The organism is Pseudomonas oryzae, from assembly GCF_900104805.1.
GTDB classification, from domain to species: Bacteria; Pseudomonadota; Gammaproteobacteria; order Pseudomonadales; family Pseudomonadaceae; genus Geopseudomonas; species Geopseudomonas oryzae.
Window position 1 is genome coordinate 2,099,249 of sequence record NZ_LT629751.1, and the last position, 13,290, is coordinate 2,112,538.

Annotated in this window: 15 protein-coding genes; 2 read left to right on the forward strand and 13 right to left on the reverse strand. The window is 67.5% G+C overall.

The genetic code is table 11. From position 1 onward, the window contains the following. Nucleotides 1-23 precede the first annotated feature (23 nt). From murB to BLT78_RS09350, 8 genes are all read right to left on the reverse strand, one after another. Nucleotides 24-1,043, reverse strand: coding sequence for a UDP-N-acetylmuramate dehydrogenase (gene murB, locus BLT78_RS09315; protein ID WP_090348709.1), 1,020 nt, complete (start codon nucleotides 1,041-1,043; stop codon nucleotides 24-26). Then, a complete protein-coding gene (locus tag BLT78_RS09320) occupies nucleotides 1,040-1,504 on the reverse strand; it encodes a low molecular weight protein-tyrosine-phosphatase (protein WP_090348710.1) in 465 nt (154 codons plus the stop codon). Before BLT78_RS09320 ends, murB begins: the two co-directional genes overlap by 4 nt. Before the next feature lies 1 nt (nucleotide 1,505). Continuing rightward, entirely contained in the window at nucleotides 1,506-2,270 is a 765-nt protein-coding gene (kdsB, locus tag BLT78_RS09325) for a 3-deoxy-manno-octulosonate cytidylyltransferase (RefSeq protein ID WP_090348711.1), read from the reverse strand. Continuing rightward, nucleotides 2,267-2,452, reverse strand: coding sequence for a Trm112 family protein (locus BLT78_RS09330; RefSeq protein ID WP_090348712.1), 186 nt, complete (start codon nucleotides 2,450-2,452; stop codon nucleotides 2,267-2,269). Before BLT78_RS09330 ends, kdsB begins: the two co-directional genes overlap by 4 nt. 39 nt (nucleotides 2,453-2,491) lie before the next feature. Further along, complete coding sequence (gene lpxK, locus BLT78_RS09335) at nucleotides 2,492-3,490, reverse strand: tetraacyldisaccharide 4'-kinase (RefSeq protein ID WP_090348713.1); 999 nt, start codon at nucleotides 3,488-3,490, stop codon at nucleotides 2,492-2,494. After that, complete coding sequence (locus BLT78_RS09340; RefSeq protein ID WP_090348714.1) at nucleotides 3,490-3,921, reverse strand: ExbD/TolR family protein; 432 nt, start codon at nucleotides 3,919-3,921, stop codon at nucleotides 3,490-3,492. Before BLT78_RS09340 ends, lpxK begins: the two co-directional genes overlap by 1 nt. Then, nucleotides 3,918-4,553 (reverse strand): MotA/TolQ/ExbB proton channel family protein, encoded by a 636-nt coding sequence (locus BLT78_RS09345; RefSeq protein ID WP_090348715.1) that lies wholly within the window; start codon nucleotides 4,551-4,553, stop codon nucleotides 3,918-3,920. The genes BLT78_RS09340 and BLT78_RS09345 overlap by 4 nt, the downstream gene beginning before the upstream one ends. Nucleotides 4,554-4,625: 72 nt before the next feature. Then, nucleotides 4,626-6,851, reverse strand: a complete 2,226-nt coding sequence (locus tag BLT78_RS09350) for a DNA internalization-related competence protein ComEC/Rec2 (RefSeq protein ID WP_090348716.1) — start codon at nucleotides 6,849-6,851, stop codon at nucleotides 4,626-4,628. A 137-nt stretch (nucleotides 6,852-6,988) separates the two neighbouring features. On the opposite strand from BLT78_RS09350, the gene BLT78_RS09355 reads away from it, so the two are divergent. Further along, nucleotides 6,989-7,519, forward strand: a complete 531-nt coding sequence (locus BLT78_RS09355; protein ID WP_090348717.1) for a DUF2062 domain-containing protein — start codon at nucleotides 6,989-6,991, stop codon at nucleotides 7,517-7,519. A 49-nt stretch (nucleotides 7,520-7,568) separates the two neighbouring features. On the opposite strand, the gene lolD is transcribed toward BLT78_RS09355, so the two are convergent. Then, entirely contained in the window at nucleotides 7,569-8,258 is a 690-nt protein-coding gene (lolD, locus tag BLT78_RS09360; protein WP_090348718.1) for a lipoprotein-releasing ABC transporter ATP-binding protein LolD, read from the reverse strand. After that, nucleotides 8,251-9,495 (reverse strand): lipoprotein-releasing ABC transporter permease subunit, encoded by a 1,245-nt coding sequence (locus tag BLT78_RS09365; protein ID WP_090348719.1) that lies wholly within the window; start codon nucleotides 9,493-9,495, stop codon nucleotides 8,251-8,253. Before BLT78_RS09365 ends, lolD begins: the two co-directional genes overlap by 8 nt. 225 nt (nucleotides 9,496-9,720) lie before the next feature. Between BLT78_RS09365 and BLT78_RS09370 the strand changes: the two genes are divergently transcribed. Then, the gene (locus tag BLT78_RS09370; protein WP_090348720.1) at nucleotides 9,721-10,443 is read left to right on the forward strand and encodes a glycerophosphodiester phosphodiesterase; all 723 of its coding nucleotides are present in this window, start codon (nucleotides 9,721-9,723) and stop codon (nucleotides 10,441-10,443) included. Nucleotides 10,444-10,485: 42 nt separating this feature from the next. Here the strand turns inward: BLT78_RS09370 and sthA are convergent, their stop codons facing one another. The 3 genes from sthA to BLT78_RS09385 form a co-directional block, all read right to left on the reverse strand. Then, nucleotides 10,486-11,880, reverse strand: coding sequence for a Si-specific NAD(P)(+) transhydrogenase (gene sthA, locus BLT78_RS09375; protein WP_090348721.1), 1,395 nt, complete (start codon nucleotides 11,878-11,880; stop codon nucleotides 10,486-10,488). A gap of 141 nt (nucleotides 11,881-12,021) precedes the next feature. Continuing rightward, a complete protein-coding gene (nqrM, locus tag BLT78_RS09380) occupies nucleotides 12,022-12,258 on the reverse strand; it encodes a (Na+)-NQR maturation NqrM (protein ID WP_090348722.1) in 237 nt (78 codons plus the stop codon). Further along, entirely contained in the window at nucleotides 12,255-13,286 is a 1,032-nt protein-coding gene (locus tag BLT78_RS09385; RefSeq protein WP_090348723.1) for an FAD:protein FMN transferase, read from the reverse strand. The genes nqrM and BLT78_RS09385 overlap by 4 nt, the downstream gene beginning before the upstream one ends. Nucleotides 13,287-13,290: the final 4 nt, after the last annotated feature.

Genomic DNA, 13,290 nt, shown 5'->3' on the forward strand with positions numbered 1-13,290 from the left:
GCCGCAGGCCTGGGACCGCGCAGTCAGCGAATGACCGGCTCGATCTCCAGCTCGACACCGAAGCGCGCCCGGATGTCGGCCTGGATGCGCCGGGCCAGCGCCAGCAACTCGCCACCACTGGCCTTGCCGTGATTGACCAGCACCAACGCCTGCAGCGCATGGACCCCGGCATCGCCATCGCGATGACCCTTCCACCCCGCACGCTCGATCAGCCAGCCCGCCGCCAGCTTGACCTCGCCCTCCCCCGCAGGGTAACTGACCAGGTCCGGCCATTGCCGGCGCAAGCGCTCGGCACAAGCACCACTCACCACGGGATTCTTGAAGAAACTGCCGGCATTGCCCAGCACCGCGGGATCCGGCAACCTCTCGGCACGGATGGCACAGATGATCCTGCTCACGTCCCGCGGGGTCGGCCGCTCTATCCCCTCATCCAGCAGACGCTGGCGCACCGGACCATAGCCAAGGTGCAGCTCTGCCTCGTGCGCGAGGGCGAAGCGTACCCGCAGGATCACCCAGCGGCCGCTCTCGCGCTTGAAACGGCTGTCGCGATAGGCGAAGCCGCACTCGTCGGCACGGAACTCCCGCAACTCGCCAGTCTGCCGGTCGAGGGCCAGCAGACTGTGTAGCGCATCCTTCACCTCCACGCCGTAGGCGCCGATGTTCTGCATCGGTGCAGCTCCCACGGTGCCGGGGATCAGGCTGAGGTTTTCCAGCCCGGCCAGCCCCTGCTCCAGGGTCCACTGCACGAAGGGATGCCAGGGCTCGCCGGCCTCGGCCTCGACCAGCGCCTGCCCATCCTTCTCGCCCAGCAGACGCCGCCCCTGGCTGACCATGCGCAGGACGAAGGCATCCTGGTCGGCGGTGAGCAGCAGGTTGCTGCCACCACCGATGACCAGCAGCTCGACCTGGCGCTCCTGCGCCAGGCGCAGGGCCTCGCGCACCTCGTCGACGTTGCTGGCCTCGGCATACCAGCGGGCATTAACCGCCACCCCGAAGGTGTTGTAGGGCTGCAGCGACTGCTGCTCACGGACGAACAGGGTCACAGTGCCTCCCGGATCTGCTCGATCAGCCGATCGCAGGCCAGCTCGACCATGTCGAGTACCCGCTCGAAACCGTCGGCGCCGCCATAGTAGGGGTCGGGCACTTCGTGCTCGGCCAGGCCGCCACGGCGCAGGAACAGGTCAAGCTCCGCTACGCCATCGGCGGGGCGCAAGCGCCGCAGCTCGCGCAGGTTGTCGTGATCCATGGCCAGGATCAGATCGAAACGCGCGAAGTCTTCGCCGCATACCTGACGTGCGCGCAGGTCGTGGAGCAGGTAACCGCGCTGCTCGGCGACCGCACGCGTGCGGGGATCGGGCGCCTTCCCGACGTGCCAGGCACCGGTACCGGCAGAGTCCACCAGCACACGACCGGCGAGGCCGGCCAGCTGGAGCTTGTGGCGCATCACGCCTTCGGCGGTGGGCGAACGACAGATGTTGCCCAGGCAGACGAACAGCACGCGCACGTCAGGCTCCGAGCAGCTGGCGAACGCGCTGCAGGTCGTCAGGGGTATCGACCCCGGTCGGCGGCGCCTCGAGGGCGTCGGCTACATGGATGCGCACGCCATGCCAGAGCGCGCGCAGCTGCTCGAGAGACTCGGTATCCTCCAGCCAGCACGGACCCCAGGCGACGAAGTCGTGGAGGAAACCGGCGCGGTAGGCGTAGATGCCGATGTGGCGACGGAACGGCACGCCTGCGGGCAACGTGTCGCGCTGCACGGCGAAGGCGTCGCGCGCCCAGGGCAGTGGCGCCCGGCTGAAGGTCAGCGCCAGGCCGGTGGCATCGGCGACCACCTTGACCACGTTGGGATTGAACAGCTGGGCGGGATCGCTGATCGGCTCGGCCAGGGTGGCGATTCCGGCCTCGGGATGGCCAGCCAGGTTGGCGGCCACCTGGTCGATGATCGCCGGCGGGATCAGCGGCTCGTCGCCCTGCACGTTGACCACGATGGCATCGCCGGCCAGGCCGAGCTGCCCGGCCACCTCGGCCAGGCGATCGGTACCCGAGTTGTGGGAGGCCGCAGTCAGTACCACCTCGGCACCGAACGCCTGGCAGGCCTCGACGATGCGGACATCGTCGGTGGCGACCACCACGCGGCTGGCGGCACTCTTGCGGGCCTGCTGCCAGACGTGCTGGATCATCGGCTTGCCGGCGATGTCCTGCAGCGGCTTGCCGGGCAGCCGGGTGGAAGCAAAACGGGCCGGGATGACGACGACGAAGTCCATGCTCATTTGTCCAGGCGCTCGTCGACGGTCAGGGTACGGGCCTCGCCCTCCAGCATCACCGGAATGCCGTCGCGCACCGGGAAGGCCAGAGCATCGTTCTTGCAGATCAGCTCGGCCTTGTCGTCGCTGAGCTTGAGGGGCCCCTTGCACAGCGGGCAGGCGAGAATATCGAGGAGTTTCGGGTCCATGGTCCAATCCTGGGGAGACACGTCAGGGGACCGCCGGACTCAGCGCGGTAGCAGGCGCTCGAGCTGGGCGTCGAACCAGGCCACGAAGGCCGGTGACGGCACACCATCGACCGCCAGATACCACCAGTCGTCGGCGGCAAATGCCCGGCATTTCACCGCATCCTTCTCGGTCATCAGCAGCGGCAAGGCCGGAGTGAAGCGCAGATCATCGGGACTGTAGGCCGCGTGATCGGCAAAGGCATGCGGAACCGGCCGCCAGTGTAGCGCCTCGAGGGTTGCGAAGAAACGCTGCGGATTGCCGATGCCGGCCACGGCATGCACTGCCTGACCGGGCGGGAAGGCATCCAGAGGCAGGCGCTCGCCACTGACCAGATTGACCAGCGCCGCCGGGCGCAGGTTGAAGGCGTAGCCCTGGGCGCCGTCGGCACTCGCCCCGTTCACCAGGCAAGCGTCCACCGCGGCCAGGCGCTCCAGCGGCTCGCGCAGCGGTCCGGCGGGCAGGCAGCGGCGATTGCCGAGGCCACGCGCGCCATCGATCAGCACCAGCTCCAGATCGCGGGCCAGACGATAGTGCTGCAGACCATCATCGCTGAGAATCAGATCCAGCGTTTCCTCGGCGAGCAGGGCGCGTACCGCGCGAGCGCGATCGGGATCGATCATCAGCGGCACGCCGCTGCGCTCGACGATCATCAGCGGCTCGTCGCCAGCCTCGCCGGGCGACTGCCCCGGCCTGACCCGCCACGGCAGGCTGGGAGGCGCCGCGCCATAGCCACGGCTGACCACGCCAACGCGCAGGCCACGGCGGCGGCAATGCTCGATCAGCCAGAGGATCATCGGGGTCTTGCCGGTGCCGCCGACGGTGATGTTGCCGACCACGATCACCGGCAGCGGCGCACGCCAGGCCGGCGTGCTACCGGAAAGATAGGCAGCCCGCCGACGGCCGGCGATCCGCCGGTACAGAATCTCCAGCGGACGCAACAGGGCGAGAGCCGGATGCCCCTGATACCAGGCCGTCGCGAGACGCTCGGCGAAACGCATCAGCGCTTGGCCGCCTCGGCCTCGACGGTGCTGATGCGCAGACGGGTGAAGCCCAGTTTGCCGGCTGCATCCATGGCGGTGATCACCGCCTGGTGCGGGGTTCGCGCATCGGCGCTGATCACCACCGGCAGGCTGCTGTCACCTTCGGACTCCTTCTGCAGCGCGCTGGTCAGGGTGGCCAGATCGCTCTTCACCAGGCTCTGCCCGTTGAGCGAATAACTGCCGTCGGCCGCGATCAGGATCTCCAGCTGCTTGGCCTGGGTCTCCTGCAGCGGCGTTGCACTGTCGGCCTCGGGCAGGTCGATCTTCAACTGCGTTTCGCGCGTGAAGGTGGTGGTCACCACGAAGAACAGCAGCAGGATGAACACCACGTCGATCAGCGGCGCCAGACCGATCTCGACGTTCTCCCGCGGTTTGCGTCGGAATTTCACCGCTTGCCGCCCTCGCCCAGATCGACGTCACGGTCGCCCTGCACCACTTCCACCAGACGGATGGCCTCCTGCTCCATGCCAACCACCAGCTCGTCGACGCGGCGCTGCAGATAGCGATGGAAGAACAGCGCCGGGATGCCGACGAACAGGCCGGCGGCAGTGGTGATCAGCGCCTTGGAGATGCCACCGGCGAGCGCCGGAGCATTGGCCATACCGCTCCCCATGAAGCCGCTGAAGATTTCGATCATGCCCAGCACGGTGCCGAGCAGGCCGAGCAGCGGCGCGATGGCGGCGATGGTGCCGAGGGCGTTGAGGTAGCGCTCCAGGTCGTGGATGACCCGGGCGGCGGCTTCCTCGATGCACTCCTTCATGATGTCGCGGCCGTGCTTGGAGTTGGCCAGACCGGCCGCCAGCACCTCGCCCAGCGGCGAGGACGCACGCAGCTCCTTGAGTTTCTGGCCATCCAGCTGCTTGTCCTGAATCCAGCGCCAGACCTGGCCCAGCAGGTTGGGCGGCGTGACGCGCGACGGACGCAGGGTCCACAGCCGCTCGGCACTGATCCCCAGCGCCGCGATCGAACAGAGAATGATCGGCAGCATCAGCCAGCCGCCAGCTTTGACCAGTTCCCACACAGTAACCAACCCCCAGCAAAAAAGTGGCGCAACTCTAGCACAGAGCGATGCGCCTGCCGCCCGCCGCGGTTCTCATTTTTCCCGCCAGAAACGCCTTTGCCCCCGTGCGGACTCCGCCGGCTGGCGACTGCCCAGCAGCAGGCGCAAGGCCCCCTCCTCCGCGGTGTCATGAATGCGCGCGCCGGCGGCGCGATAGCGCGCCAGCACCTGCGGATGAGGGTGACCGAAAGCGTTGTTCCAGCCGCGCGAGAACACCACCGCCCGCGGCTGAACCGCCGCGATGAAGGCCGCCGAGGACGAGCCGCGACTGCCATGGTGTGGCGCCATCAGCCACTCGGCGCGCAGATCGCCGCCACGCTGCAGCAGGTGGCGCTCAGCCGCCACACCGATGTCGCCGGTCAGCAGCAGACGCTCGCCGGCGGCCTCGACCAGGAGCATGCAGGAGGCGTCGTTGGCATCCCCCGCCTGCGACCACAGCATGGTACGAAAAGCCACGCCGTCCCAACTCCAGCGCTCGCCATTGCGGCAGGATTCGGCGCGGCGCGGCAGGCGCAGGGCCTGCGCTTCCCCGGAGAGCAGACGCACCACCGACAGGCCGGCGAGCAAGGTCGACGCGCCACCGGCATGGTCCTGATCGGCATGACTGAGCAGCAAGGTGTCCAGGCGGCGCACTCCCAGAGCCTGCAAGGCCGGCAACACCACCCTGACACCAGCGTCGAAACCACGGCTGGCGGGGCCGGCGTCATACAGCAGGGCATGCTCCCGGGTACGCACCAGTACGGCGAGCCCCTGGCCGACATCCAGCACGCGTACTTCAGCCTGCCCTTGCGCGACCGGCGGCGCGCCCGGAAACAGCAGTGGCAACAGCATCAGCAGACCTGGCAGGCGTAGCGGCAGGCCGGCCGGCGCAAGCACAAGCAGCACGCCGAGCATGCCCAGCAATACCGCCCAGCCGGACACCCCGGCCAGGGGCGCGGGCGGCGCCCAGCTGGCCATGCCAGCCAGCAGGCGGAACAACAACTCCAGCTGGCCACCCGCCAGCCACAACAGGGTTTCGCCCACGCCGGGCAGCGGCAGCAGCAGCGTCCCGAGCAAGGCCATCGGCACCACCAGCCCACCCACCCAGGGCACCGCCAGCAGATTGGCCAGCGGCCCGCTCGCGCTCACCGGCAAGCCGAGCGCGAGTAGCAGCGGCAGCAACCCCAGGGTCATCGCCCACTGCGCCTGCAGCAAGGTTCGCCAGCCAGGCGCAGTGCCCAGGCGCCCACTCAAGCACCAGGCCAGCAGCGCCACCGCGCCGAACGACAACCAGAACCCCGGCTGCAGGCTGGCCAGCGGCTCGCTCAACAGCACCAGCGTCAGGGCGACCAGCAGCGGCAGCCAGACCCCCAGCTGGCTGAAGCGCAGACGCCACAGCAGGACCACCGCCAGCATGGCGCAGGCACGCTGCACCGGCACCTCGAACCCGGCCAACAGCCCATAACCGACGGCGCCGGACAGCGCCAAGCCGCAGGCACAGGGCAACCAGGGCCAGCGCCTTGGCCACCAGCCACGGCGAAACAGCTGGAGTACCAGTGCATAGAGCAGCCCACCCAGCAGCATCACGTGCTGCCCGGAGATCACCAGCAGATGGACGGTGCCGGTAGCCTGCAGGACCTGCCAGTCGCTATCGCTGAGCCCCGAGGCATCGCCTAGCACCAGTGCGGCCAGCGCCCCCTGCCGCCCCCAGGCGTCCGTGGCGCGCAACTGGCGGCGCAGGCTGTCGCGCCAGGCCGCGGCCCCCTCGGCCGCCTGCAGACGCTCGCCGCTCTTCACCGAGCCGGTCGCACCGACCCGCCGCGCCGTGAGCCAGGCCTCGTAATCGAACAGCTGAGGGTTGACCAGTCCGCGCGGGCGCTTGAGCCGCACCGCGAGTCGCCAGAGCTCGCCAGCCGCCAAGGGTGGTGCGGCATACCAGGACAGCCGCAGGCGTTGCGGCAACGATCCGCGCCGCGACCGGACATCCTCGAGATAGAAACGGGTGGCGCCCGTCTCCGGCTCGGGCAGACCGACGACCCGCCCCTCGAGCCACAGGGTGCGCCCGTCCAGTTCGGGCGCCAGGCGATCATCCAGCGCTCCCTGCGCCGACCAGCATGCCCAGGCCAGGCCGAGCAGAAAACAGCCAAGCGGCCAGCCTCGGGTCGGCAGCGCCCCCAGTCCCAGGACCGCAAGCAGCAGCACGGCAGCAGGGGCCGGCAAGGCCGGCAGAAAGCGCAGCGCCAGCAATCCGGCGCAAAGAGCGATGAGTCCCCAGCGCATGCGTTCATCCTTGAACCCGCGGGTGTTGAAATCCTGTTACAGCTCGCGCGACAGCCTATCCGGAAAATTGTTCCGGCGGGTCCCCGCCGCAGCGAATCCGTGCATAATACGTGGGCTTACCAGCCGTCGAGTGCCCCATGCCGCGCCGAATTTTCAAGCGTTACATGCCAGACCCGGAGCGCATCAGGGGCGACAAGTCCCTTCGCTTTCTCGGCAAACTGATCCACGATCCCAACCTGTGGCATCTCAATCGCCACTCGGTTGCGCGGGCCATGGCCGTCGGCCTGTTCGCCGCCTTCATCCCACTGCCGATGCAGATGCTGCTGGCTGCCTCACTGGCCATTCCGATACGCGGCAACCTGCCGATCTCCATCGGCCTGGTCTGGCTGACCAATCCGATCACCATGCCGCCGGTGTTCTACTGCACCTACAAGCTGGGCGCCTGGCTGATGCATGTACCACCGATCACCCTGCCCGAGCACCTGAGCATGGCGTGGATCACCGACGAGCTGAGTACCCTGTGGCAACCCTTCCTGCTCGGCTCGGTCCTCACCGGCCTGGTGTGTGCCGCCCTCGGCTACAGCATGACCATGCTGTACTGGCGCTGGTGGGTTCGTCGCAGCTGGCATAAGCGCCAGCTACTGCGCCGCCAGCAGAATCCGTCCTGACCCCGCCTTTCCCTGACGGCCGGCGCAAGACGCGCCGGCCGTTCAGCGTTTACTCCGCCGCCACCAGACGACCATCCTGCAGACGCAGCACGCGATCCATCTGCCGGGCCAGGCCGATATCGTGGGTCACCACCAGGAAGGCGGTGTGCAGCGACGTGCTCAGCTCGTGCATCAGCTCCTGGATGCCACGAGCAGTGTGCTGGTCGAGGTTGCCGGTCGGCTCATCGAGCAGCACCAGCGCCGGCCGGTTGACCAGCGCGCGAGCGATGGCCACACGCTGGCGCTCGCCACCGGACAGTTCAGCCGGCTTGTGACCCAGGCGATGGCCGAGGCCGACCCGTTCGAGCAGCGCGGTGGCGCGCTGACGCGCTTCGGCGATCGGCGTGGCACCGATCAGCAGCGGCATGCACACGTTCTCCAGCGCGCTGAACTCCGGCAGCAGGTGGTGGAACTGGTAGACGAAGCCCATGGCACGGTTGCGCAGCAGGCCGCGCGCCTTTTCGCTGAGCGCCGACAGCTGCTCGCCGGCCAGCCAGACGCTGCCCTCGCTCGGCGTATCGAGACCGCCCAGCAGGTTGAGCAGCGTGGTCTTGCCCGAGCCCGAGCTGCCGACGATGGCCACCCGCTCGCCGGGCTGGAGGGCCAGCTCCACGCCGGACAGCACCTCCACCGACTGCGGCCCCTCCTCGTAGCGCTTGCCCAGGTTCTGGCACAGCAGTACGGCCTTTTCCTTACTCATAGCGCAGGGCCTCCGCAGGCTGGGTGCGCGCCGCGCGCCAGGCCGGGTACAGGGTGGCCAGGAAGCTCATCGACAGGGCTGCCGAACAGATCAGCACCACATCCTCGACGCGCAGCTGCGACGGCAGATAATTGATGAAGTAGACATCGGAGCTGAGGAACTTGTGCCCCAGCAGGCGTTCCAGCGCAGCCACCCATTCGGTGACATTGAGCGCCGCGACCACGCCGAGCACGCCACCGATCAGGGTACCGACCACGCCGATCACCGAGCCCTGAACCATGAACACCAGCATGATCTGTTGCGGGGTCATGCCCAGGGTACGCAGGATGGCGATATCGGCCTTCTTGTCGGTCACCACCATCACCAGGGTGGAAATGATGTTGAACGCGGCCACCGCGACGATCAGCAGCAGCAGCAGGGCGATCATGGTCTTCTCCATCTGGATCGCCTGGAACAGGCTGCCGTGGCTGCGCGTCCAGTCGCGTGCCGTGTAGTCGTCGCCGAGCTGACCGGCGATGCGCCAGGCCACCTCGGGCGCCTGGAACAGATCCTTCAGCTTCAGGCGCACGCCTTCGACCTGGTTCGGCTGCCAGCGCGACAGACGCGCGGCATCGCCGACATGGATCAGAGCCAGCGAGCTGTCCAGCTCGGCGCCAACCTTGAATACGCCGACCACGGTGAAACGCTTCAGACGCGGGAACACGCCGGCCGGGGTCACCGAGGCCTCGGGGAGAATGAAGGTCAGCTTGTCGCCGATCGCCACGCGGAAGCGCCGCGCGCTGATCTCGCCGATCACGATGCCGAACTCGCCGTCATGGAGGTCATCCAGACTGCCCGCGACCATGTGCTGCTCGATGATCGAGACGTTCTTCTCCGCCTCCGGCAACACGGCGTTGACCAGCACCGGCTGTACCCCGCCACTGTGGGTCAGCATGCCCTGCAGCTGGGTGAACGGCGCCACCGCTGCCACCTCGGGGTGGCTCTGTACCTTGCTCGCCAGCGCGCGCCAATCGTCGATCGGCTGGTAGCTGCTGATGGTGGCGTGCGGCACCATGCCGAGGATGCGCGTACGCAGCTCGCGATCGAAGCCGTTCATCACCGACAGCACCAGGATCATCACCAGCACGCCGAGGGCGAGCCCCACCATCGACGTCAGGGAAATGAACGAGATGAAGTGGTTGCGACGTTTGGCACGCGTGTAGCGCATGCCGATAAATACGGATAAGGGTCTGAACATGCTCGGGCTGCTTTGCAGGCGAAAGGAAGACGTCCGGTTGTCACGCCAGCGGCGTGAGGTCGGAATGAGACCGTGCTGGCGGCCGGCGGTTCGCCGGACCGCGGCAGTCTACCGCAACACCGATGGCTGCGCATCGCCGAGCGCAGCCGGGTACGCGGCATACTCCTCAAATGCCGGGCGGCATGGTAGAAGTCGGAATCCCTACTTGTTGCATGAGGAACAGCCGTGACCCTTATCTACGGCCATCGCGGCGCCCGGGGCGAGGTCCCTGAGAACACCCTGCCGAGCTTCCAGTACTGCCTGGAGCAGGGCGTAAACCGCTGCGAACTGGATCTGCACCTGTCCGCCGACGGCGAGCTGATGGTGATCCACGACCCGACCCTCAAGCGCACGACCGGTCAGCGCGGCAAGGTGGCCGAGCACCGCGCGGCGGATCTGGAGCGACTCGACGCCCGCGTCAGCGGTCCGGAGTGGCCGCAGCCCTGCCCGATCCCGCGACTGCGCACGCTGTTCGAGCACTGTCGCTTCGAGCACTGGCAACTGGAAGTGAAGAGCGCCTCGCGCACGCGCGCGGCGCAGACGGTGACGGCGATTGCCGCCCTCACCCGCGAGTTCGGCCTGACCGGCCAGGTGACGGTGACCAGCAGCTCGCGAACCGTGCTGCACGCCCTGCAGGAGCTGGCGCCCCAGCTGCAGCGCGGCCTGGTCGCCGAGCACGGCTGGCTCGATCCGCTGAAGGTGGCACAGCGTTACCAGTGCCATCTGCTCGCATTGAACTGGCCGCTGTGCAGCCCGGAACGACTGCGCAAGGCCCAACAGCAGGGCCTGCACGTGTCGGTGTGGACGGTCAACGAGCCGGCGCTGATGCGCCGACTCGCCGACCTGGGGGTGGACAGCCTGATCACAGACTTTCCCGGTTTGGCCATTGCCACGCTCGGGAATCGCTGATCGGCCAGTCTCCGACCGGCTCAGGCCACCGGTCGGAGCCGCTCAAAAAAGCCGGTTGAGGCCATCGAACGCCGCCACCCGATAGGCCTCGGCCATGGTCGGGTAGTTGAAGGTGGTGTTGATGAAATACTTGATGGTATTCGCCTCACCCTTCTGGTTCATGATCGCCTGGCCGATGTGCACGATCTCCGAGGCCTGATAACCGAAGCAGTGCACGCCGAGGATCTGCAGGGTCTCGCGGTGGAAGAGGATCTTCAGCATACCCACCGGCTCGTTGGAGATCTGCGCGCGCGCCATCGACTTGAAGAACGCCTTGCCGACCTCGTAGGGGATCTTCTCCTTGGTCAGCTCCTGCTCGTTCTTGCCGATCGAGCTGATCTCCGGGATGGTGTAGATGCCGGTGGGCACGTCGTCGATGAAGTGCCAGCTGCCGTCCTCGACGATGCTGCCGGCGGCCGAGCGCCCCTGGTCGTAGGCGGCACTGGCCAGACTCGGCCAGCCGATCACGTCACCGGCGGCGTAGATGTTCGGCACGCAGGTGCGGTAGTGCTGATCCACGGCGATCTGACCGCGGCTGTTGGCCTCGATGCCGACGTTCTCCAGCGCCAGCTTGTCGGTGTTGCCGGTACGGCCGTTACACCACAGCAGGGCGTCCGCCTTGATCTTCTTGCCGGACTTCAGGTGCAGCACTACACCGTGATCGAGCCCCTCGATGCGCTCGTACTCCTCGTTGTGGCGGATCAGCACGTTGTTGTTGCGCAGGTGGTAGCTCAGCGCATCGGAGATCTCGTCGTCGAGGAAGCTGAGCAGCTGGTCTCGGTTGTCGATCAGGTCGACCAGCACGCCGAGACCGCTGAAGATCGACGCGTACTCGCAACCGATCACCCCGGCTCCATAGATGATCATCCGTCGCGGCGTATGGCTGAGGGTGAGGATGGTGTCGCTGTCGTAGATGCGCGGGTGGCTGAAGTCGACATCGGCCGGACGGTAGGGACGCGAACCGGTGGCGATCACGACCTGCTTGGCGACCAGGCGCTCGACCACACCGTTGTTCGCCAGCACCTCGATGGTGTTGGCATCGGCGAAGCTGGCGGTACCGAAGAACAGGTCGATGCGGTTGCGCGCGTAGTAACCGGTGCGCGAGGCGACCTGCTTGGCGATGACGTTCTCCGCGCTCTTCAGCACGTCGGGGAAGGAAAACCAGCGCGGCTCGCCGATCTGACGGAACATGGGGTTGGTGTTGAACTGCAGGATCTGCCGTACCGAGTGACGCAGGGCCTTGGAGGGGATGGTGCCCAGATGGGTGCAGTTGCCACCGACCAGCTTGCGGCTATCCACCACCGCCACCTTGCGCCCGCTCTTGGCGGCGCTCATCGCCGCACCCTCACCCGCTGGACCGGAGCCCAGCACCACCACGTCATAGTTGTAGACAGCCATCGACTACTCCTTCAGGGACAAACTGCAGCCCGCCTCACGCGGGCCTCACAACCGCCGCCGGACGACGAAGGCGAGCCAACCGGCCTCGTCTACCCGGCCACGGGAAATAAAAAGGGGCAGTGTCGCCACTGCCCCGTCGGGTCATCTGCTGCGGGTCGCGTCGTAAGCCTGATCCGCGCCGGGCTTGCCGCCAGCCTCGCTGTTGGCTTCCTCGCATTTCTGGGTATCGCCCCCGCAGATCGGGCACTCGTCCTTCTCGATGCCCAGGTTGGCGATGCCGCCGCAGGAGCCGGCGATCGGCTTGCGGCCCATGATCACACCGATGGCCATGCCGAATACCACCAGCAGCATGACTGCAAAAGCCAGTAACCAGGTCATGGTCGTTCCCCTTGCGCCTCGCTCAGCGCGGTAAATGCCTTGGTCGCATGGGAGACGAAGCCGTCGCCCTCGCGGGTCACGAAAAACGCCGCAATGCCCTGGCGCTCGGCCCAGGCCTCGCCCTCCTCAGGCCCGAGGACCATCAGCAGGGTGGACAGGCCATCGGCGAGCAGCGCCTGGCGATGCACCACGGTGACCGCCGCCAGACGGTGGGCGATCGGCGCGCCCGTGCGCGGATCCAGGGTATGCGAATACCTGTGGCCATTTTCCTCGAAGTAGTTGCGATAGTCACCCGAGGTCGAAACCCCGTAGCCATCCAGCTGGAGGATCTTCTGCGCCACCCGCTGGTCGTCGCGCGGCGCCTCGATGGCGATGCGCCACGCCGAGCCGTCCGGCTTGCGTCCGCGCGCCTTCAGCTCGCCGGTGGCCTCGACCAGGTAGCTGGCCACGCCCTGCTGCTCCAGCCAGGCGGCGATACGATCCACAGCATGGCCGGCGGCGACGCTGTTGAAGTCGACCTGCACCTTGGCGTCCTTGCACAGCCGCTCGCCGTCGATGCGCAGGTGCTGGTGCCCCACGCGCTGGCGCGCTTCGGCGATCGCCTCGGCACCGGGCACCTGCTCGCCGCGCGACTTGGGACCGAAGCCCCACAGGTTGAGCAGCGGCTCGATGGTCAGGTCGAAGGCGCCGCCGCTCTGCAGCGACAAGCCCTCGCCCAGGCGCACCAGCTCGAGGACCGCTCCGGGCATGGCCATGCAGGTGCCGGCCGGGGCGCGGTTGAAGCGCTCGATCAGCGAGTCGTCACGGTAGGTGGACATCTGCTGGTCGACCTCGGCGAGGATCCCCTCGACGCCGGCCTGCAGGGTCTGGGCATCCGCCACGCCGTCGGCGCGCACATACTTGACCGAATAGGTACTGCCCATGGTCGGCCCGCCGAACGACTCCAGCGGGTCGGAAAACTGGCAGCCCGCCAGCGCTGCCGCACAGGCGACAGCGATGACGGGCCGCAGGAAGGCCGCAAGCGACATCGAC

Excerpts from the sequence above, each read along its gene's own strand:
- kdsB (WP_090348711.1), bottom strand. The coding sequence starts at position 2,270 with ATGAGCATGGACTTCGTCGTCGTCATCCCGGCCCGTTTTGCTTCCACC.
- BLT78_RS09330 (WP_090348712.1), bottom strand. The coding sequence starts at position 2,452 with ATGGACCCGAAACTCCTCGATATTCTCGCCTGCCCGCTGTGCAAGGGG.
- lpxK (WP_090348713.1), bottom strand. The coding sequence starts at position 3,490 with ATGCGTTTCGCCGAGCGTCTCGCGACGGCCTGGTATCAGGGGCATCCG.
- BLT78_RS09350 (WP_090348716.1), bottom strand. The coding sequence starts at position 6,851 with ATGCGCTGGGGACTCATCGCTCTTTGCGCCGGATTGCTGGCGCTGCGC.
- BLT78_RS09355 (WP_090348717.1), top strand. The coding sequence starts at position 6,989 with ATGCCGCGCCGAATTTTCAAGCGTTACATGCCAGACCCGGAGCGCATC.
- lolD (WP_090348718.1), bottom strand. The coding sequence starts at position 8,258 with ATGAGTAAGGAAAAGGCCGTACTGCTGTGCCAGAACCTGGGCAAGCGC.
- BLT78_RS09365 (WP_090348719.1), bottom strand. The coding sequence starts at position 9,495 with ATGTTCAGACCCTTATCCGTATTTATCGGCATGCGCTACACGCGTGCC.
- sthA (WP_090348721.1), bottom strand. The coding sequence starts at position 11,880 with ATGGCTGTCTACAACTATGACGTGGTGGTGCTGGGCTCCGGTCCAGCG.
- nqrM (WP_090348722.1), bottom strand. The coding sequence starts at position 12,258 with ATGACCTGGTTACTGGCTTTTGCAGTCATGCTGCTGGTGGTATTCGGC.
- BLT78_RS09385 (WP_090348723.1), bottom strand. The coding sequence starts at position 13,286 with ATGTCGCTTGCGGCCTTCCTGCGGCCCGTCATCGCTGTCGCCTGTGCG.